Source organism: Ruegeria sp. I3 (genome assembly GCF_056532525.1).
The window spans coordinates 799,581-817,683 of the sequence record NZ_JBQFNI010000002.1; the positions used below are offsets into that span (position 1 = coordinate 799,581).

The 18,103-nt window shown below is 55.9% G+C and carries 18 protein-coding genes and 1 tRNA gene; 3 read left to right on the forward strand and 16 right to left on the reverse strand.

The window, feature by feature from the left end; genetic code table 11:
• Window positions 1-12: 12 nt before the first annotated feature.
• The 3 genes from ACR0L9_RS08370 to ACR0L9_RS08380 are packed head-to-tail and all read right to left on the reverse strand — an operon-like array spanning window position 13 to window position 1,923.
• Window positions 13-321: a BMC domain-containing protein gene (locus ACR0L9_RS08370; RefSeq protein ID WP_170393275.1), complete on the reverse strand. Its 309-nt coding sequence runs from the start codon at window positions 319-321 to the stop codon at window positions 13-15.
• 43 nt (window positions 322-364) lie between these two features.
• Complete coding sequence (locus tag ACR0L9_RS08375) at window positions 365-631, reverse strand: EutN/CcmL family microcompartment protein (protein WP_170393276.1); 267 nt, start codon at window positions 629-631, stop codon at window positions 365-367.
• A complete protein-coding gene (locus ACR0L9_RS08380) occupies window positions 631-1,923 on the reverse strand; it encodes a glutamine synthetase family protein (RefSeq protein ID WP_480895399.1) in 1,293 nt (430 codons plus the stop codon). The genes ACR0L9_RS08375 and ACR0L9_RS08380 overlap by 1 nt, the downstream gene beginning before the upstream one ends.
• Window positions 1,924-2,015: 92 nt before the next feature.
• Here ACR0L9_RS08380 and ACR0L9_RS08385 point away from each other — a divergent pair, with 92 nt between their 5' ends.
• Entirely contained in the window at window positions 2,016-3,155 is a 1,140-nt protein-coding gene (locus ACR0L9_RS08385; protein ID WP_170393278.1) for an FAD-dependent oxidoreductase, read from the forward strand.
• On the opposite strand, the gene ACR0L9_RS08390 is transcribed toward ACR0L9_RS08385, so the two are convergent.
• The 5 genes from ACR0L9_RS08390 to ACR0L9_RS08410 form a co-directional block, all read right to left on the reverse strand.
• The gene (locus ACR0L9_RS08390; protein ID WP_170405345.1) at window positions 3,152-3,502 is read right to left on the reverse strand and encodes a hypothetical protein; all 351 of its coding nucleotides are present in this window, start codon (window positions 3,500-3,502) and stop codon (window positions 3,152-3,154) included. The two genes, ACR0L9_RS08385 and ACR0L9_RS08390, sit on opposite strands and share 4 nt — an antisense overlap.
• A gap of 89 nt (window positions 3,503-3,591) precedes the next feature.
• The gene (locus ACR0L9_RS08395; RefSeq protein ID WP_170405343.1) at window positions 3,592-4,236 is read right to left on the reverse strand and encodes a type 1 glutamine amidotransferase; all 645 of its coding nucleotides are present in this window, start codon (window positions 4,234-4,236) and stop codon (window positions 3,592-3,594) included.
• A 50-nt stretch (window positions 4,237-4,286) separates the two neighbouring features.
• Entirely contained in the window at window positions 4,287-5,711 is a 1,425-nt protein-coding gene (locus tag ACR0L9_RS08400) for an FMN-binding glutamate synthase family protein (protein WP_170393281.1), read from the reverse strand.
• Window positions 5,696-6,409 carry a GltB/FmdC/FwdC-like GXGXG domain-containing protein gene (locus ACR0L9_RS08405; protein ID WP_170393282.1) on the reverse strand — a complete coding sequence of 238 codons (714 nt, stop codon included), beginning with the start codon at window positions 6,407-6,409 and terminating at the stop codon, window positions 5,696-5,698. The genes ACR0L9_RS08400 and ACR0L9_RS08405 overlap by 16 nt, the downstream gene beginning before the upstream one ends.
• Window positions 6,406-7,350 carry a class II glutamine amidotransferase domain-containing protein gene (locus ACR0L9_RS08410; protein WP_170421277.1) on the reverse strand — a complete coding sequence of 315 codons (945 nt, stop codon included), beginning with the start codon at window positions 7,348-7,350 and terminating at the stop codon, window positions 6,406-6,408. Before ACR0L9_RS08410 ends, ACR0L9_RS08405 begins: the two co-directional genes overlap by 4 nt.
• 128 nt (window positions 7,351-7,478) lie before the next feature.
• On the opposite strand from ACR0L9_RS08410, the gene ACR0L9_RS08415 reads away from it, so the two are divergent.
• Window positions 7,479-8,150 (forward strand): GntR family transcriptional regulator, encoded by a 672-nt coding sequence (locus ACR0L9_RS08415; protein ID WP_480895400.1) that lies wholly within the window; start codon window positions 7,479-7,481, stop codon window positions 8,148-8,150.
• A 57-nt stretch (window positions 8,151-8,207) separates the two neighbouring features.
• Here the strand turns inward: ACR0L9_RS08415 and ACR0L9_RS08420 are convergent, their stop codons facing one another.
• A complete protein-coding gene (locus ACR0L9_RS08420) occupies window positions 8,208-9,515 on the reverse strand; it encodes an aminotransferase class I/II-fold pyridoxal phosphate-dependent enzyme (protein ID WP_480895401.1) in 1,308 nt (435 codons plus the stop codon).
• 96 nt (window positions 9,516-9,611) lie between these two features.
• On the opposite strand from ACR0L9_RS08420, the gene ACR0L9_RS08425 reads away from it, so the two are divergent.
• Window positions 9,612-10,490 (forward strand): LysR family transcriptional regulator, encoded by an 879-nt coding sequence (locus ACR0L9_RS08425; RefSeq protein ID WP_480895402.1) that lies wholly within the window; start codon window positions 9,612-9,614, stop codon window positions 10,488-10,490.
• 107 nt (window positions 10,491-10,597) lie between these two features.
• Here the strand turns inward: ACR0L9_RS08425 and ACR0L9_RS08430 are convergent.
• From ACR0L9_RS08430 to ACR0L9_RS08460, 7 genes are all read right to left on the reverse strand, one after another.
• Window positions 10,598-10,687, reverse strand: a tRNA-Ser gene (locus ACR0L9_RS08430).
• A 64-nt stretch (window positions 10,688-10,751) separates the two neighbouring features.
• Window positions 10,752-11,579, reverse strand: coding sequence for an exonuclease/endonuclease/phosphatase family protein (locus ACR0L9_RS08435; RefSeq protein ID WP_170510728.1), 828 nt, complete (start codon window positions 11,577-11,579; stop codon window positions 10,752-10,754).
• 87 nt (window positions 11,580-11,666) lie between these two features.
• A complete protein-coding gene (locus ACR0L9_RS08440) occupies window positions 11,667-14,120 on the reverse strand; it encodes a DUF3772 domain-containing protein (protein ID WP_480895403.1) in 2,454 nt (817 codons plus the stop codon).
• On the reverse strand, window positions 14,120-15,154 hold the full coding sequence (locus ACR0L9_RS08445; RefSeq protein WP_170393289.1) for a cysteine synthase A: 1,035 nt from the start codon (window positions 15,152-15,154) through the stop codon (window positions 14,120-14,122). Before ACR0L9_RS08445 ends, ACR0L9_RS08440 begins: the two co-directional genes overlap by 1 nt.
• 66 nt (window positions 15,155-15,220) lie before the next feature.
• Window positions 15,221-16,339: an NUDIX domain-containing protein gene (locus ACR0L9_RS08450; RefSeq protein ID WP_480895404.1), complete on the reverse strand. Its 1,119-nt coding sequence runs from the start codon at window positions 16,337-16,339 to the stop codon at window positions 15,221-15,223.
• 29 nt (window positions 16,340-16,368) lie between these two features.
• The gene (locus tag ACR0L9_RS08455; RefSeq protein ID WP_170405320.1) at window positions 16,369-16,809 is read right to left on the reverse strand and encodes a TrgA family protein; all 441 of its coding nucleotides are present in this window, start codon (window positions 16,807-16,809) and stop codon (window positions 16,369-16,371) included.
• Window positions 16,810-16,825: 16 nt separating this feature from the next.
• A complete protein-coding gene (locus ACR0L9_RS08460; RefSeq protein WP_170393292.1) occupies window positions 16,826-18,034 on the reverse strand; it encodes an SAM-dependent methyltransferase in 1,209 nt (402 codons plus the stop codon).
• Between the last annotated feature and the right edge of the window lie 69 nt (window positions 18,035-18,103).

Below are 18,103 nucleotides of genomic sequence, written 5' to 3' on the forward strand. Positions count from 1 at the left end.
AAGACAGACGGATTAAGCCGCAGAGCCAGCACCAAGGCTGTCGATTATGGCCTCAAGTTCATCATGTGGGCGCGCGATCACGTGGACGGATACGACTTCACCAACTTTATTTGCCGCTGTCGCACCTGCATCCGCGGCGGCTTTGACTGCGCCGACTTCACCACGCACAAGGGTGGTGACTAGGCCTCCGCCAGCCTTGGTTTGGCCGACAATCGAAACGCTGGCCGCCTTGACCATCGCATCTGCCGCTTCGATCGCGCCGACCAGTCCGCGCGTTTCGATCATGCCCAGGGCCATTTGCCCCGCCACTGGTTTCGCCATTTTTAGTTCCTCCAAAGAAATTTAGATGTTTGGTGTTCTTGGTTCAGGTCGTGGACACGCGATCCACAATCGCGATGATCGCCAGATCGACGGGCGCGGTGGACAGACCGGCGGCCATACGCGCCGCCGAGCCGTTGACCAGCAGAACCGTATCCCCCACCCCGGCACCGCAGGTGTCGACGGCGACCCGCGCCGGTTCGATCACCTTGCCTTTGCTATCGACCAAATCCGTCACCAGCAGTTTCGTACCGACCAGTTTTGCGTCTTTGGCCGTGGCTGTGACGGTCCCGGCGACCTTGCCCAAATGCATCAGAAGGTCCTCAGGTAACGGTCCAACTCAACCGGAGTGACCTGTTGATTGAAGAATTCAAGCTCGCGCTCAGCCTGCTGCAGAACCAGCTCCCACAGCATTTCGCCCATGAGATCGCGAAGCCATTCGGATCCTCGCGCCAGTTCGATCGCCGTTGGCAAGTCGGTCGGGATCGGATCGCCGATCCCTTCTTCGTAACCGTTGCCGGTTGTCGGCTCTGACGGAGCCAGGCCCTGCTCGATCCCGTCCAGCCCCGCTGCAATCTCGGCCGCCAGCAGAAGGTAGGGATTGGCATCTGCACCAGCGTCACGTTTTTCTACGCGCACCGCGCTGTCGGATCCTTCAATGACCCGAATACCAACGGTCCGGTTGTCATAACCCCAGCTCGTGTTGATCGGGCAGAAAGTATAAGGCTGACGGCGTCGATAACCATTGACGGTGCCACTGCCACAGATTGCCGTTTCGCACATGCGTTGTTGCAGCCCGGCGATGAAGGATTTGCCAGTATCGTTTATCTTGCCGTTATCGGCAAAGACATTCTTGCCGTCTTTCCAAAGAGAGTAGTGTGTGTGGAAGCCGTTGCCGGACTGATCGAAGAACGGTTTTGGCATGAAGGTTGCCAGATAGCCGTGGGCGATGCCCAGCTGGCGGATCAGCGACTTAAACAAGACGACACGATCTGCCGCTGCGAGCGCTTCGCCGTAACGGATATTCACCTCAATCTGACCCGCAGCGTATTCGGGGTTCGATTGCTCGATTGGAATACCGCACTCGTTGATCTGTTGGCGGATCGGCCCAACGATGTGCTCCATCCGCGCAGCACGGCCCAGACCGTAGACCTGGATCCCGCTATCGCGCGGCTGTCCGGTCTCCGGATCCAGTAGATAGAATTCAAGTTCAGTACCGACATTGACCTCGAACCCCATGTCGCGGGCCCGTTCAACTTGACGCACCAACGCCTGACGCGGATCGATCGGAACAGGCTTGTGGTCCATACCTTCCGCCCGACCAAAGCAAACAGCGACGCCTGGCTCCCACGGCACAGCGACGGGCTGGGTCATTGGGAAGACGTGCATATCGGGGTAGCCGTTGTCGAAATTGACATAAGGCGTATCCCAGACGTCGCACGTCATATCGATCGCCATCAATGCAATCGACAGCGCATTGCCGCATTTGCAGACGTGGTCCCAGTGGCTGGCCGGAATGCGCTTGCCGCGCATGATGCCGTTGAGGTCACCCACACCGAGTATGACGGTGTGCGTGCCTTCGGGCAGATCAAATCCCGAACTCATTGATGCGCTCTCCCTGTTTTTTGGCTTTATAATTGTTGTATTCTGTATACAGTATTCACAAAGACAATCGATAAACAAGGAAAATCTGCATCATGTCCAAGAACTCGGTCATCGTTGTCGGAGGCGGCATCGTCGGCGTCATGACGGCGCTTACACTGCAACGACGTGGTGAGGCAGTGACTTTGATAGATCGCTGGGAACCGGGACATTCCCGTGCATCTTCAACGGATTACAACCGTGTCATCCGTGCGATTTCCGGGCGGGATGAGTTCTATACACGTTGGGCCCGCGAAAGCCGCCTGCGCTGGCTGGAACTGCAAGCCGAGAGCGGCCAGAACCTGATGTATGAATGCGGTGCGCTGATTCTTGCAACAGGCGGTCATTGCGACTGGGAGAACGCCACAGCCGAAACCTTCGACCGCGTTGGTGTGCCCTACTACAAGTTCGGGCGGCAGGACATCGAATCGCGATTTCCGCAGTTTCGCGTTCCTGACATCGAATACGCCCTGTTCGAACCCGAAGCCGGAATGCTGATGGCGCATCGCTGCGTCCTGACCGGGCTTGAGCTGTTTCGTCGAGCGGGCGGGATCGTACAGCGCGGTCGCGTGACCACCGATGGATCAGAGCGCCCAATGCTGGATGGAAAGCCGCTTGAGGCTGATCTTATCATTGTCTCAACCGGCCCCTGGATGGCGGACATGTTCCCCAGGACGATCAAGCCGATATCGACGGTGGTTGGTGTGAATGTCCTCTATACCTCGACGCCAGATGGGTCCGAGGAGTTCGATATGAGCCGGATGCCCTGCTGGATCGATCATGGTCAGGGCTCATTCGGGCTACCCTCATCCGAAGGTTCAGGCGTGAAAGCCGCGGTCGTCATCCCGGACAAGATCGATCTGGACAATGACGAAAGGCTAATCCGACAGGAAACGCTAGGACGCACTCGCAGCTACATCCGTCATCGTCTTCCGGGCCTTGAAGGTGAGCGGGTAGTGGATTCCAAATTCAACCAGATCATCCTGACACCTGACACGCACTTTATTGTCGACTGGCACCCCGAGCATGAAAACGTGCTGTTCGCCGGAGGCTGCTCGGGACATCTGTTCAAACACGCGCCGGTTTTTGCAGAGTTTGCGGCAGGTGTTGGAATGAAGGATTTCGGAACGGCTGATCGTTTCAAGATCACTGGTCGAAGAAAACTGAGCCCAAAAGAAAGTCCAAGCGGGCGTTAACCTTCTGAAAGCGCCGCATAGAGCCCTGAATTCGGGCACTTTTCCTGAGGCAGGCGAACACCTGATCGAATTGCATCTCGGCAGGTCTTTGCTTGGCGACAATGTCCACATTTTTCCGCCAACTCAAGGCCAAGCTCAGGATGGGCCTTAAGATCATCTTCACTCAGGCCAAACTGACTAGCCATCGAGAGTATACGCTCTCGCGCGTTGGGCGCGCCAGAACGCAACATGGCCAAATCAGTGCGGGACAGGCCGAGATCCGATAGCTCCAGATCGCTGATACTTCCCTCGCGTGGAGCATTCACAATCCGCGCAATCCTCTCAAAGAAATCCTTGTATCCCGTCATTGCCAAATCTCCCAACCGATTGCGTATACAGTATACATAGTGCGGCTTGGCTGGACTTGATTAGGATCAAGAGCCGCTCGCTCAAAGGCTTATTGCTCAGGGACGTATGTACCGCGAAAAAGCTCTACTGCTTGAAGCGCTGCAATATCGTCGGGCACATTTGCCGCGCTGACCGAGGACATCCCATCATCCGCTTCCGTAGCTGACAAAAGCACCTCTCGACCTCTGGTGAACAGATCGCGCAAGTGATGCGCCTTGTATTCGGGATGAAACTGAACAGAGCGGGCAGGAAAATCATAATCCAGTGCACCAACTGGACAGTGGCCCGCTGATCCGGTCACCCGAGCCGAGTCCGGAATGCTTGTTACCTGATCCTGATGCCAGACATATGCATCCACGCTATCTCCGCCATAGTTGAAGGGCCGTGCGCCAACGACATTGCCTACCTCGACTTTCTCGGCCCGACCACCATAGACGTCAGCCATGATCTGATGTCCGAAACAGATACCAAAGACTGGTTTTCGGATTTCTCGACAACGGTCCAGGAAGGCACGTAGCGGCTGCATCCAATCCGTGTCATCATAAACGCCAAATTCAGATCCGCCGACTATAGCGCCGTCGAAATCGCTCTCGTCCGGGAGCGGTTCTCCATCAACAACCCCTACTACTACGAACTCGGCTTCCGGTAGGTGTGGGGCGATCCACTCCTGAATCTGCTGTGAAGTCCGCGGCATTCCCTCCAACAATGGCAGCGGGTGGCTAGTCAACTCAAGAACTGCGATTTTCACCAGTCAAAAGCCCTGTCAATTCCAGCCATTTTCACCCCAGTGAAAGCTGACGCTTGAAAACTAAGCGCACGCAAGTCTTCGGTTTCCAGATTGTGTACCGAGGACTTTCCGCAGGCTTTCGCAAGCGCTGTAATCTCCATGGTCATGGCCGTCAAATAGCGCGCAATGCGCTCTGCCCCTGCATTCGGGTTCATACGAGCTTCGAGACTTTCATCCTGCGTCGCAATCCCGACCGGGCAGCGACCTGTGTGACAATGGTGGCAGGCACCTGGGGATGTTCCCAAGGCCGCGTAATCTTCGAGATAGCGCGGACTGTTGCACCCTAGCGCAACCATAGCCGCGTTGCCGATCATCACAGCGTCAGCACCGAGGGCCAGACACTTCGCGGCGTCCACACCGGACCGAATGCCACCGGCAGCCACGAGAGAGACTTTGCCGGTCATGCCACATTCATCTAATGCTTCACGCGCAGCGCGAATAGCGCTCATCGTTGGGATACCGGTATGGTTTAACAACAGCTCCGGAGACGCGCCGGTGCCACCTTCGGCACCATCAACTACTACAACATCTGCACCCGCTTTGGCAGCAACTGCCACGTCAAACCGGGGACGTGTCGCACCCATCTTGATGAAGATTGGCACCTGATAGTTGGTGGCGATGCGCAATTCCTCAATCTTCACTGCCAAATCATCAGCGCCGAGAAAATCGGGATGGCGGATCGTAGATCGCTGATCCACGCCTTCGGGCAAAGTTCGCATCTGGCTGACGCGCGGGCTGACCTTCATACCCAGCAACAGACCCCCGGTTCCGGGTTTCGCACCCTGCCCCACGACAAGTTCCAAGGCATCTGCGCGGCGCAGATGATCCAGATCCACACCATACCGCGCGGGTGACATCTGATAGAGCAGGCGTTGGGAGGCTTCGCGCTCCTCTTCCAGCATGCCACCCTCACCCGTGCAAGTCATGGTTCCTACTTTCGAGGCCCCATAACCCAGCGATGCCTTGGCCGATGCCGACAAAGCACCAAAGGACATTGAAGCGATGTAGATCGGGATCTTCAATTCAAGTGGGCGCTCCACAAGGCCGCGCCCTCCACCCAGAACGGTCGTCGTATCGCAATTCTCGCGATAACCTTCCAGCGGCAGGCGGGTCATCGTTGCTGGAACGAATGTCAGATCATCGAAGGTCGGCAATTGCTTGTTGAACGTATTGTATCCACGTACCTGATAGCGCCCAAGCTGCGCCAGCGCGTGAACTTCCGAGATAGCCTCGGGTGTCCAGCGGGTCGAACCTCCTTCATCATACGACGAAGGAACGCCAGCCGGGCGGCCGTCGATCGCTCCCGCATCGCGGAACCTGATTTCCTCTTCCGAGGCAACATCGAACGGATATTCGTAAGGTTTACTCAGATCATGAGCCATGCGCTTGCGTCCCTGCTTTCAAAATACCAAAGACGCTGGCCCGAAACCATTTTGCGCCAATTTCTCGAACTGTCGACAAGCCCGAGCGGGTCGAGGATCGCATCGACCTCGGCCACTTCTTCAGCAGTCGGTTCGATCACGTCGACATCCACACCCAGGCTGTCGACCTCGCCAGCTACCCAGACCTCACCTTCCCAAAGCGCATCAGCACAGGATTCCCCCGCTCCGCCAAGCGCTATGATCCGACCGGAATGCGCCATGAAGCCGGACTGATAGCCAATCTTTCCTTCGACGACGATGTTTCCACCTTTCATCGCAACGCCGACCCTTGGGCCCGCATCGCCTTTGACATGGATCGTGCCGCCGATCATCGCAGCACCACAGGACATACCGGCATAGCCACCGACAGTGATGTGCCCTTTGGCCATACCTTCGCCAACGGCCCACCCACAATTGCGCTCAATTGTGATGTTCGCCCCGGTGTTGAGGCCGCCGCAGTAGTACCCCACAGAGCCCTCAAATGTGATATCCACATTGTCTGGCAGACCCACGCCCAAATTATGACGAGACAGCGTATCTACCACGCGGATCGGCCGACCCATTGTGCAGGCTTCCATTATCTCACGATTGACCTCGCGGATATGTCGCTTGCCGACTTCGATGACGATCTCATCCATCTTTGCAGCCACCTCATTCATGCCGCCAAACTCCGGTTTCCGACGCCCCAGATACCGGTCAGCGACGGGCCGTCGTAGTTGATCACATCGCATTCCTCTGTCATCACCCGGCGGACCGCTTGTTCTTCGGTCGCAGCCGCCAGATCGCCATTGCGGTTGACGACGACCAGAGGCTTCATTGCAAATCGGTCTTTGGCAAACCCAATCCCGTTTGGCGTTGCGATCATGTAGGTAAACACACCATCGATAGAGGTAATGGACTTCTTTAGCGCCTGCTCCATGGTCAGGCCCGCCTTCATCTGGTCGCTGACCCAGACGGCAATCAACTCGCTGTCATTCTCAGTCAAGAACCGATAACCCATTCGGGTCAGCTTATCGCGCCAAGTGAAGTAATCGGTGATCTGCCCGTTATGTACGATCGCGACATCCGAAAATGGGCGCGCCCAGAACGGATGCGATGCGTTAGGCAATACCGAACTTTCCGTCGCAAGCCGCGCATGCCCCAGCCCATGTGTTCCTATCATATCGCGAACGCCGTGCTTTTCTGCCACGGCTTCGGCACCACCAATATCCTTGATGATCTCAAGACTGCGGCCGCAGGATTGAACTTCAATGCGGTCTGTCAGCTCATCCGCGTCCGCGACCCAGGCTTGAAGATTCCTTGGGTCTGAAATTTCCATCCGAAAGCAATAGTGACGACTTTGGTCCGTTACGATTTGGGGGTCAGACAGAAAGCTGCTTCCGTGTTCACGCAATATCGTTTCAAACGCGGAGAGATCCGCATCCTGTTGAGACTTGTCGAATCCCATTCCGCGTAGAACGTATCCCGTTTCTCGTGGCAAACCATAAACGGCGAAGCCAGTGCTGTCGGCGCCTCGATGTTCCTGCGCATCCATCAGGTCAACAAGATCCGCCCCAACCTTCCCGGGCGCGGCCAGTATTCTACCAGCAATTCCACACATGAAGAGCTCCCTGTTCATTCTTTCTTGTATACTGTATACAGTACACGAACAATAGCAACCCCATTCGCCTTGGCAGCAGTTGTTTTATTGAATACAGAATTCATGAAGGACAGAAAGAGAGGCTCCGAGTGGCTCTGAAACAAATCAAAACACAACGCAGACGCCTGGCGGACGAGGTCTATGACCAACTGGTCGAAGCCATCATGAGTCGCGAGATCACCGGTGAAGATCGGCTAGTGCAGGAAAAGTTGGCCGCCGAGTTGAACATCAGCAGGACGCCTGTACGCGAAGCGCTCATGCGGTTGGAGACTGAAGGCGTGTTGGAAGTGGCCGCCAGCGGCGGATTTCGACTGGCGCGCATGGACCAGACCGAGGTTCGGCAACTATACCAGGCACGCGCAGCCATCGAAGGTCAAGCCGCGCGAATACTTGCGGTACACGCAGAACCAGAGGTGCTGGATCGATTGCGTGAACTCATTCGTCGCGAAGAAGATCTGAGCCAGCCGACGACCCGAGACTACTTTATCGCAAACCGGCGCATTCACCGTGCCTTCATGGTTGAGGCGGGCAACAAGTTTCTGATCGACATGTTCGATATGATTTGGGGCAAAGCGATGGCGTTCCATCTGTTTTCGGCGATTGAATACGTCGATATCTCCAAGTCGCTTGGAAACCACCTGACCCTTGTTGACGCGATTGCGACGGGTGATGTGACCGAAGCGCTGGAAACTTTCACCAGCCACATTCAGGAAGGTTTTGACCTTCAGATCGAAGGTCTGAAAGAAGCAGATAACGGTTAAACCGCATGTCTGAGCGAGCGGCCAATCAGGGCCTATGCCTGATTGGCCGCAGCTTGTTCAAATCACGAAATGCAGTCTGTCGAACTCAGCGCGCCATCCGGATACCTCGGATAGAACGGATTCACCGTTTAGACCACGCCGGATCAGCCCCGCCAGACGCTCTGCATCGCTTGCAGTCATACCCCACCGGACCAACTCGGGCGTGCCGATCCTTAGGCCATTCATGTCGCCTTGCACCGGCTCAACCGGCAATCCGATGCCACATGCCAGCAGCCCGGATTTGCGAAGCAGTTTGGAGGCGGCCTGCCCGCCACCATACGGCGCAGCCAGAACCGCGAATTGATGCGAGTTGGTGAACCCTTCCGCGCCCGCGAAGACCGAAACACCTTGCGCATCCAATGCGGCGGCAAGCGCTTTTGACATCGCAATCATTTCGTGCGCATAGGCCGAACCGAACTCTTTCCAATCCAGCATCGTGACAGCAAGTGCCGCCGTTTTGGCTGCATCAAAGTTGGCCGTCATACCGGGAAACGCAATTGTATCCAGCGCCTTGGCGATTTCCGCATCGTTTGACACAATCAGCCCCCCGGCCGGCCCGCCAAGGCTTTTGTAGGTACTCATGGTCATGAAATGCGCACCCTCCTTCAGCGGGTTGCACCACGCACGCCCGGCGATGATGCCGCACTGGTGGGCGGCGTCGAACATGACCTTTGCGCCAACTTCATCTGCTATGGCACGCACCTCGGCCACAGGATGCTCAAACAGGTTCAGACTGCCGCCTATCGTGATCAGCTTGGGGCGTTCGGCTTTCGCCAATGCTCTCAACCGGTCCAGATCAACGGTATACCCATCTGCGTTGACGGGGGCCTCAATAGTGCGCAGACCAAACAGACCGGCACACCCTGCCAGGTGGTGCGTCACGTGGCCACCAATCGACGCGGGCGGAGCGATGATCGTATCTCCGGGTTTGCAGGTCGCCATAAAGCCATAGAGGTTGGCAATGGCCCCCGAGGGCACGCGAACCTCGGCGAACTGCGCATCAAAGACATCGGCACATAGTTCTGCGGCGATAACTTCGATCTCTTCGATCGCCTCCAGTCCCATTTCATATTTGTCACCGGGGTATCCCAGCGATGGTCTGGATCCAATGCCCGAAGGCAATAGCGCCTCGGCCCTCGGGTTCATGACATTTGTCGCCGGGTTGAGGTTAAAGCACTCTTTTTCGTGAATGCGGCGGTTTTCGTCCGCCAGATGCTCGATCCGGGCCAGAAGATCGCCAGACGACAACGATGCGGCCTTTGTCGCGATGTCCTGGATCAGAGTTTCGCTTGCGGCAGGCACCCAATCTCTTTGTACAAGTGTCATCTGACATCCTCCTGTTTTTTGCAGTTTGGCGGCTTTCGCGTGACACCGCAAAGCAGAATTGTTATTTCTTGGCGTAGAAAAACTAAGGCTAGATCAATGAGTGTTGCCCCCAAACGCCCCAAGGGACCTCCGCTGAACGCAATGCGGGCGTTCGAGGCAGCAGCGCGTCACGTCAGCTTTGTTGCGGCGGCGGAAGAGCTGAACGTTTCTCCGGGTGCGATCTCACAACATGTAAAAGCGTTGGAGGGTTGGGCAGGTGCGCCGCTGTTTCGCCGCAACGCCCAAGGGGTGGAACTGACGCCTGAGGGACAATCACTTGTCGCTGTCTTCACCACAGCCTTTGATCAGATGAGCGATGCCGCCCGGGCTCTGCGAAACCTTAAACCAAATGCCGATTTTCACATCGCCGCTTTGCCTGCTGTTGCCCAACTCTGGTTGCCCAAACGATTGCGCCGGATCAGAGAGTGTTTTCCGCATATCAATTTTTCGGTCACGGCGCTGGAAACACCACCCAGCCTGTCGCGTGAGATGTTCGATTTGGCGATCTTCTTCGCGACCTTGGACGAAGCACCTGACCAAATTGTGCTGTGCGAGGATGAAACCCAACCGGTTTGCGCGCCTGCTCTGCTGGATCGGGTGACCGGCAACAACGGGTTTCAAGGCACTCCCTTGTTGCACGATCAGACGTGGAGCAGCGATTGGTCCACTTGGTCGCGAAGCACAGGTTGTGAGGTCCCAGATGTCAAAACTGGTCCGCAGTTTTCGCTTTACAGCCTTGCCGTGGAAGAGGCCAAGGCCGCAGCTGGCGTGCTAATGGGGCACCTATGCTTACTCGAAGAGCCATTGAAATCTGGTGCACTCGTAACGGCCCACGCGCAATCCTGCCCGACAGGGCGTGCTCTAGCGGTTCAAGTGCCAGTGGCATCGCGACGAAGACCCGAAACCGATCAAGTCATCGCCTTGTTGTCAGATTGAGTCAAATCTCATCAATCCGGTGCATAGTGCACGTCACTTCACATTGAAAGCCGTGCACAAAACAGTCTCGCATAGACCGCAAGGCAACTCAGATTACATAGGGCATATGGCGGAGAGACAGGGATTCGAACCCTGGAGACGGTTTCCCGCCTACACACTTTCCAGGCGTGCGCCTTCGACCACTCGGCCACCTCTCCGGTAGAGGTGACTTATGCGAATTTCTGAACCGAGCGCAAGGCCCCTTTCGCAAAAATGGACGGGTCAGAAAATACGAAAGCTGGCGACAAATGGCAGATGATCCGACACCTCATCCTTGAACGCCTCGCGCCCCATATTCATGGTCCAGTGCATTGGAAACAGTCGCAAGCTGCCGCGGACATAATCGGTGGAATAAGTGCGTGATACGGCAAAACCGTCCAGCAAATTGGCGCGCCCCTTATCCAGAATATGCGAGAACCGGTCTTGCAGGTCCCAGCACGAAACAAAGTCCATCATGTCGTCCCCACCAAGATGGTGGAAATTGCTGACGTCCTGACCGGGGATCATGTTGAAATCACCCATCAGAAGGATCGTGCGCTGTGTCAGACCGGGGGTCGAGCGGATCTCGGCGATCTTGTCTCCGATAATCCTGCATTGGCTGTCACGTATCTGCTGCTCGGGCCGGTCTCGTCCGGATTTAAGATGCACAGCGATCAGCTTGGCCTTGAATTTGCCGACCTCGACATCGGCGATCAGGGCCTGACGTCCGCCGGGATCGTCACCTTCCGAGCCGTCGATCAGCTGCAAACCTGTCACCGAGACCCCCGGTTTGTGCAGAAACCCGATATGGATATTGCCGTTGGGCTGCGGCAGGATCTTGACCTGATAGTCCAGCCCCTTATCGGCCAGACCCAAGGCCAACCGATCGATATGTTCGATGGGGCTGACCTCGACCAGAGTGATCAGTTCGGCGTCCAGCAGGGCCAGCCCTTCGATTTGATGGGTGACCCGGTCACTGCTGGCCGGAATACCCAGACTTGTGTTTACTGGATTGAAGCCGGCCAGATTCCAGACGGCAATACGCGCGAGGCTGTGTGAAAATGTAACCATCAAAATTCCTCCTGCAAATGACTTCAGACTACATCAAAATGAAACAGTCCGATAACCATTTGCGGGAAAATGTCGATCGCATCACGCTCAGTGGTTGTCGCCCTCGCCGTCCTGATCCCCTGCCGCGTCCAGATCGTCTGCTGTCATGTCCACTGGTTTTGTCGATGGCGCATGGGGTGATAGGTCGTCATCCACGGCAGAAGCATCATTGGACGGATCGGACTGACCCGTCAGCACCTCAGGGTTACGGAGCCACAGGTCACGCTGCGCGAACGGGATCTCGATGCCTTCCTCAACGAACCGGCGATTGATCTCGTGGTTCATGTCGGATTTGACAGACAGCACCCAGTTCACATCCCGCAGGATTGCGCGGATTTCAAAATCCAACGAGTCTGCACCGAAGCCCTGGAACACTACGCTGGGCGCGGGATTGGCCAGAACCATCGGGTGCCCGTTTGCGATCTCGCCCAGAATAGTTTCGACCTTGCGGGTATCGGTACCATAGGCGACGCCTACAGGCACGATCACTCGGCCAATCGTATTGCCCCGGGTGTAATTCGTAACCACCCCACTGATCAGGTCCGAGTTCGGAACGATCACATCCGTCCGGTCGAACGTCTCGATCCGCGTCGACCGGACTGAGATATCGCGCACATATCCCATCATGCCGTTCACATCGATCCAGTCACCTTTGGAGATAGGACGCTCAACCAGCAGGATGATCCCTGAGACAAAATTCGATACGATGGTCTGAAGACCGAAACCGATGCCGACCGACAAAGCACCCGCCACGATCGCAAGCGAGGACAGGTCAAAACCGGCAACCATGATGGCGATCAGTGCCGCCAGAAAAATTCCGACATATCCGGTACCCGACACGATGGCATTCTGCCCGCCGGGATCAATGCTGGTCTTCGGCAGCAGTGAATTGCGCAGCCCGCTTTGCAGCAAACGGGTCAGCGTATATCCAATGGCGAAAATGGCAACGAACGTCAGGAAGTTACTGGGTGAAATCGTAACCCCGCCAATATCGAACCCCAGCAACAATCGCGACCAAGCTTCAAGCAAGTCCGTCTGGCGCGCGCCCCAGTAAAGCGCCAATATCGGCAACGCCAGAATGGCAAGCGCGAACCCGACCAGAACCGAAAACAGTGAATCGCGCGCGGCGTCGCCCTGCCCCGAAAGCCAGCCATATAACGTACCAATAAATCGCTGCACGATCACTAGAGCTGCAATCAGAACCAGCGTTTTGATGGCAGGAAATACGATAGCTTCGGCAGCGTTAATGTATCCGAAGGCCCCCAGGATCGGAGTCGCAATCCCAAGCATGAACAAGGCGCGCCGCAAGAACTCGACCAATTGGCTGAACCCTGCGCCACGGCGGGTAGCTTCCTGGTCCGTCTGTTCTTGCTGAGGCTCTGATTGGCGGACCTGACGCACACGCAGCAGAAGAAGGGCAGACACCACAACGATCGGGAAGCCAACAACGGCGCGGGTCGCGTCAGAGATATTCTCGATCTGCTCGAACAATTGCGCCAGCTCGTGCAAAATAAGCATGACCGCCAACAGGTCTATATAAACCCGCAATTCTCTGATTTTGCCTGCGGACAGTCTTTGGAAGTTCTGCGCCGCTCCCATCAGATAGACCTGCCGGCCGATCCAATCAAAATAGAAGATAATCGCGGCCCAATAGGGGATTTGCTGGAACAAAAGTGTACCGCGCAGGCCCAGCACGCCAGTTAGCACGACGGCGGTGACCAACGCCAACACGCCCAACCAAGGCAATAGAATGCGCAACAGCGAGACAATAAAGGTCCAGACCCCGCTGCCGCTACCTCCTAGCGAGCGGAGATATTCGCCGCCTTTCTCAGACCATTTGCGCCCAAACAGCAATAGAACTGCTGAAACAACCAACAGCACGAGAATGCCAAGACCGCGCTCGCGGATTTGTTCGCGCACCACATCAGAGCGCAAGTTTTCGATGGTTTCGTTAATAAGGCTGTGCGTCGCCTCTTTGATGTCGACCCAAGCTGGTCCCCAATAGACGGGGTTGAGCGGCGACGGCCCGCGTTTCAGCATCTCTTTCTTTTGTCGGTCTCGGACGATCCGATCAATTTCGCTGATCAGCCCATTCGCGCGACTGAAAGCCTCTTCCGAGATGATGCGGGGAACACGCAAACTGTTCAGTTGTGTTTCGAGTTGCGCGCGCAGCTTGGCAATGTCTTCGGCCTCGCTTTCCCCTTCAGCCGGCTTTGGGCCAAGCGCCTTGAGTTGGCTTTCCAGCGTCTGAATACGATCGGTGTTGGCACCTCGGGCTTTGTTAAAGTCTTCGCGATACTCATTTATTTCCGAACGCAAATTCTCTAATGCTGCGTTGGATGCACGGTTCGCGCGAATAACAGATTCCGCCCGGTCCGCCGTGCTGACCCAGCCCTGATAATACTCGCTTTGCCGATCAGTAAGTTGGGCAGAGGCGATTCCGCCCAAACCAATCAAGCAGAATAGCACCAGAACCAGACACAGGCGGACCTGTTGCAGCATCACACGTCCTCAAACACGCCAGGAATACTGCGCGGCGCATCGGTCATCCAATCGGGCACGGGAAGTTCCTTTTCACGCAGGAATTCAGGATTGAACAGTTTGGATTGATAGCGGGTGCCGTAGTCACACAAAATCGTAACAATGGTGTGCCCTGGCCCCAGTTCTTTCGCCAAACGGACGGCACCGGCAATGTTGATCGCGGTTGACCCGCCCATCACCAGACCCTCTTCGCGCAGCAGATCGAAGATATAGGGCAGCGCTTCGCTATCGGTAATCTGCCAGGAATGGTCAGGTGTGAACCCTTCGAGGTTCTTGGTAATCCGCACCTGTCCGATACCTTCTGCGATAGAACCACCCTCCATCGCGATCTCACCAGTGGTGTAGAAGGAATAGAGCCCCGCCCCCATCGGATCAGCCAAACCGATCTTGACACCCTTGGGCTGCAACGCTTCGGCCACCCCGGCCAGAGTACCACCCGATCCAACGGCACAGATGAAGCCATCGACTTTACCGCCGGTCTGCTCCCAGATTTCGGGACCAGTGGTTTCCACATGTGCCTGACGGTTGGCGACATTGTCGAACTGATTGGCCCAAATCGCGCCATTTGGTTCGGTTTGAGCCAATTGTTCGGCCAGACGGCGCGAATAGTGCACAAAGTTGTTGGGATTACGGTACGGCGCCGCAGGCACCTGCACAAGCTGAGCCCCCGCCAGGCGGAGCATATCCTTTTTCTCTTCGGATTGGGTTTCAGGAATGACGATCACCGTCTTGAACCCCATCGAGGCACCAACCAGCGCCAGACCGATGCCGGTATTTCCGGCCGTGCCCTCAACAATCGTGCCGCCGGGTTTCAGATCACCGCGCGCTATCGCATCGCGGATGATAAACAACGCAGCACGGTCTTTGACGGACTGACCCGGGTTCATGAATTCGGCCTTGCCGAGAATCTCGCATCCCGTTTCTTCGCTGACGCGACGCAGCCGGATCAAAGGTGTTTTACCGACAGCGTCGGCAAGGTCTCGTGCAATGCGCATGGCATCCTCTTGTCATATGGTATTGCAGCAGATTTACAGGTGCCCTGACGCGATCACAAGCAGGGATCACTTAGCGCGCAGTCGATCGCGGTTCCGCGCCAACCAATAAGCAAGAGTTAGAAGCGGCAGATCCTTGAAAACATGAGCATCTACCATGTTGATGAATTCATCAAACGGCAGAATTCTGCTGCGGATATCCTCACCTTCGGAAGCGAGGCCACCGCTTTCAACCGTACTAGTCAGATCCCCAAGACCGACATAGAGATAAACATATTCTGTTGACGATCCGCTGGATGAATAGGCACCACCTGCATATTCCAGTTGGTATAGTGAAATCTGCGCTTCTTCCATGGCCTCGCGGGTGGCCGCCTGCTGAGGTGTTTCGCCCGGATCGATCATGCCAGCCACAGGCTCCCACATCCACGGCTCGGGGTCGTCGATCAGGAACACGGGCGCACGGAATTGCTCTACCAGCAACACCGTATCGCGCACCGGATCATAAGGCAGGACGATCACTGCAGACCCTTGCATCAACCCGCTGCGATGCAGCACCGGGCTCATGGCACCGTCATACTGACGATGCTGCAGTTCAATTTCATCCATCCCAAAATAATTTATATAGGCGTGCTTGCGGTCTTGAACGATCACGTCATCCGCAACGCTCCGCTCATCCCCCGTTCCACGTTGTCTTGCCGCTAATCTGGCCCAGGCGCGTGTTCTTATGGCTGGAAAGCTGCCCACGATGTCCGAGGCATCGACTCTTCCATAATGGGCCATCACCTCGTCTGCCGCGAACACCGAAAGCGTACCCCAATCCCTGATCCAGGTTTCAAGATCCCACGGTGCGCCTTTTTTCCAAATGTCAGTATCCGGAAAGAACACCTTGGCCTGATGTTCTTTTCCATCCTCAGTCACAATTGTCTCCGGGCGCAGTTCATATTCGAACCCGCCTTCATAGAAGGCCAATCGACTACGCTCGACGTCACCTAGGCCCTGCACCAGAACGCCACTGGCCTTACTGCCCTTTTCGGTGACAATCATTGGAAAGGGTTGATCTTGAACCGCGTATACGGCGTGATCCGGCAAAACAGCCTGCATCGCCGATAAATCGTCTGCGCTGCGACCCATGACGAGTTCCAGCAAAGAGACATGGCGCAGAGTGCCATAGAAAAACAGATTGGACAAAGTTGAGGCCCCGAATTGGCAGATCAGATTTAACGCCAGCGGCGAAAGGCAATTTCGGTAAGTATCCCGCTGAGAACAGCACCAAAACCCAGCGTAAGCAGGATTTCCGGTGCCAGAAGCTGTTCACCATAGCCAATCCCGATCTGAAAGATGGCAAGCAGAGCCTCAAACGGACCACCAAACCGATGGCGCATCGCCTGACTGAACATCTCGTAGGTGCCCTGAACGAACAGCCCCCAGAACACCAGCGCCGCTACACCGGTTAAACCGTTGTTGACGGCCGCGGTCCAGCCACGGCCAGCACGTTTACCCATGACAACCCAGCCGCAGATCCAACCCAGGATTATGTTCACGTAAGTGAAATAACCATAGTCCTTACCCTCTTCCCCGTTGTCGATAATCATGCCCGACACAAGGAACGCGATCACCAGCAGACACAACGCGGCGACGAGACGTGAGGCTGTAGGCATTCGATTTTTCCGTTCTTCAACTGGGTTTGGCTATCGTGATCTGTGTCACATCACAATTACCGGTGTCAAAGGCTGCGCCACATGCGGTCAAATAATAATTCCACATGCGGCGAAAACGCTCATCAAACCCCATCTCGGATATCTGATCCCACTTAGCATTAAATGTCTCGTACCAGCGTCGCAGGGTCAGATCGTAGCTTTTGCCAAACTCTTTTGAGCGTACAACGGTCAACCCCGCCTGATCGATCTGATCTCTAAGGATAGACGGTGCTGGCAACATCCCACCGGGAAAGATGTATTTCTGAATGAAATCAACGCCGTTCTTGTAAATGTCCCAGCGATGATCCGCGACCGTGATGATCTGCAAAGTGGCATGGGCACCAGGCTTCAACCGATCACGGACCGTATTGAAATACGCGGGCCAGTATTTCTGACCGACCGCCTCGAACATCTCGATCGAGGCAATTCCATCATATTGACCCTGCTCATCGCGGTAGTCCTGTAGCTTGAACTCCACGAGATCAGAAAGTCCCGCTTTTTCAATTCGCTCTCTAGCAAACTTCAACTGCTCTTGACTAATGGTCAGCCCGGTGACGCGCAGCCCGCGCTCTTTCGCGGCATATTCGGCGAACCCGCCCCAGCCGCACCCGATCTCAAGGATATGATCCCCCGGTTTGGCCCCCATTTCATCCACCAGGCTGGCATATTTCGCAGTCTGCGCCTTTTCGAGGCTTTCCTGACCCGTTTCAAATATGGCGCTGGAATAGGTCATCGTGTCATCCAGCCACAGGCCATAGAAATCATTGCCGAGATCATAGTGATACGAGATGTTCTTTTTCGCCTGTGACCGGTTGTTACGATGCAACCAGAACCGCAGTCTTTCATAGGCTCGCACAAGAAACTGTCCGGTAAAATCATCGTAGACCGTCTCAGTTCCCAGATGCACGAGGTCCATGAAACTGCGTAGGTCCGGTGTGCTCCAATCGCCTTCAAGGTAGCCGTCCGAGAAGCCCAGCTCTCCCTCGCGCACCAGCCGGGAAAAGACGTCCGGGTCGTGGATGTCCACATGTGCCACGGGGCCTGGTTGTGGCGCATCCGCGCGGAAAATGCGTCCGTCGGGCAGCGCGATGTCAAGTCGGCCGCGCTCCATCCTCTTCAGCATCTTGAAGACTTGTGTAAAATATCTCGGCAGGTTTTCCTGCCCTTCGGTGCTCGTCAGGAACATCCGCTCTCCCCTCTGCGGTTGCGGGTCAAAGCTAGGACGGGATTCGGTTTCTGGCAAGTTTTCAGTTCC

Bases quoted from the DNA above. Each gene is read 5' to 3' on its own strand.
- ACR0L9_RS08370 (WP_170393275.1), bottom strand. From the start codon at position 321: ATGGCGAAACCAGTGGCGGGGCAAATGGCCCTGGGCATGATCGAAACG.
- ACR0L9_RS08375 (WP_170393276.1), bottom strand. From the start codon at position 631: ATGCATTTGGGCAAGGTCGCCGGGACCGTCACAGCCACGGCCAAAGAC.
- ACR0L9_RS08380 (WP_480895399.1), bottom strand. From the start codon at position 1,923: ATGAGTTCGGGATTTGATCTGCCCGAAGGCACGCACACCGTCATACTC.
- ACR0L9_RS08385 (WP_170393278.1), top strand. From the start codon at position 2,016: ATGTCCAAGAACTCGGTCATCGTTGTCGGAGGCGGCATCGTCGGCGTC.
- ACR0L9_RS08390 (WP_170405345.1), bottom strand. From the start codon at position 3,502: ATGACGGGATACAAGGATTTCTTTGAGAGGATTGCGCGGATTGTGAAT.
- ACR0L9_RS08395 (WP_170405343.1), bottom strand. From the start codon at position 4,236: ATGCCGCGGACTTCACAGCAGATTCAGGAGTGGATCGCCCCACACCTA.
- ACR0L9_RS08400 (WP_170393281.1), bottom strand. From the start codon at position 5,711: ATGGCTCATGATCTGAGTAAACCTTACGAATATCCGTTCGATGTTGCC.
- ACR0L9_RS08405 (WP_170393282.1), bottom strand. From the start codon at position 6,409: ATGAATGAGGTGGCTGCAAAGATGGATGAGATCGTCATCGAAGTCGGC.
- ACR0L9_RS08410 (WP_170421277.1), bottom strand. From the start codon at position 7,350: ATGTGTGGAATTGCTGGTAGAATACTGGCCGCGCCCGGGAAGGTTGGG.
- ACR0L9_RS08420 (WP_480895401.1), bottom strand. From the start codon at position 9,515: ATGACACTTGTACAAAGAGATTGGGTGCCTGCCGCAAGCGAAACTCTG.
- ACR0L9_RS08425 (WP_480895402.1), top strand. From the start codon at position 9,612: ATGAGTGTTGCCCCCAAACGCCCCAAGGGACCTCCGCTGAACGCAATG.
- ACR0L9_RS08435 (WP_170510728.1), bottom strand. From the start codon at position 11,579: ATGGTTACATTTTCACACAGCCTCGCGCGTATTGCCGTCTGGAATCTG.
- ACR0L9_RS08440 (WP_480895403.1), bottom strand. From the start codon at position 14,120: ATGCTGCAACAGGTCCGCCTGTGTCTGGTTCTGGTGCTATTCTGCTTG.
- ACR0L9_RS08445 (WP_170393289.1), bottom strand. From the start codon at position 15,154: ATGCGCATTGCACGAGACCTTGCCGACGCTGTCGGTAAAACACCTTTG.
- ACR0L9_RS08455 (WP_170405320.1), bottom strand. From the start codon at position 16,809: ATGCCTACAGCCTCACGTCTCGTCGCCGCGTTGTGTCTGCTGGTGATC.
- ACR0L9_RS08460 (WP_170393292.1), bottom strand. From the start codon at position 18,034: ATGTTCCTGACGAGCACCGAAGGGCAGGAAAACCTGCCGAGATATTTT.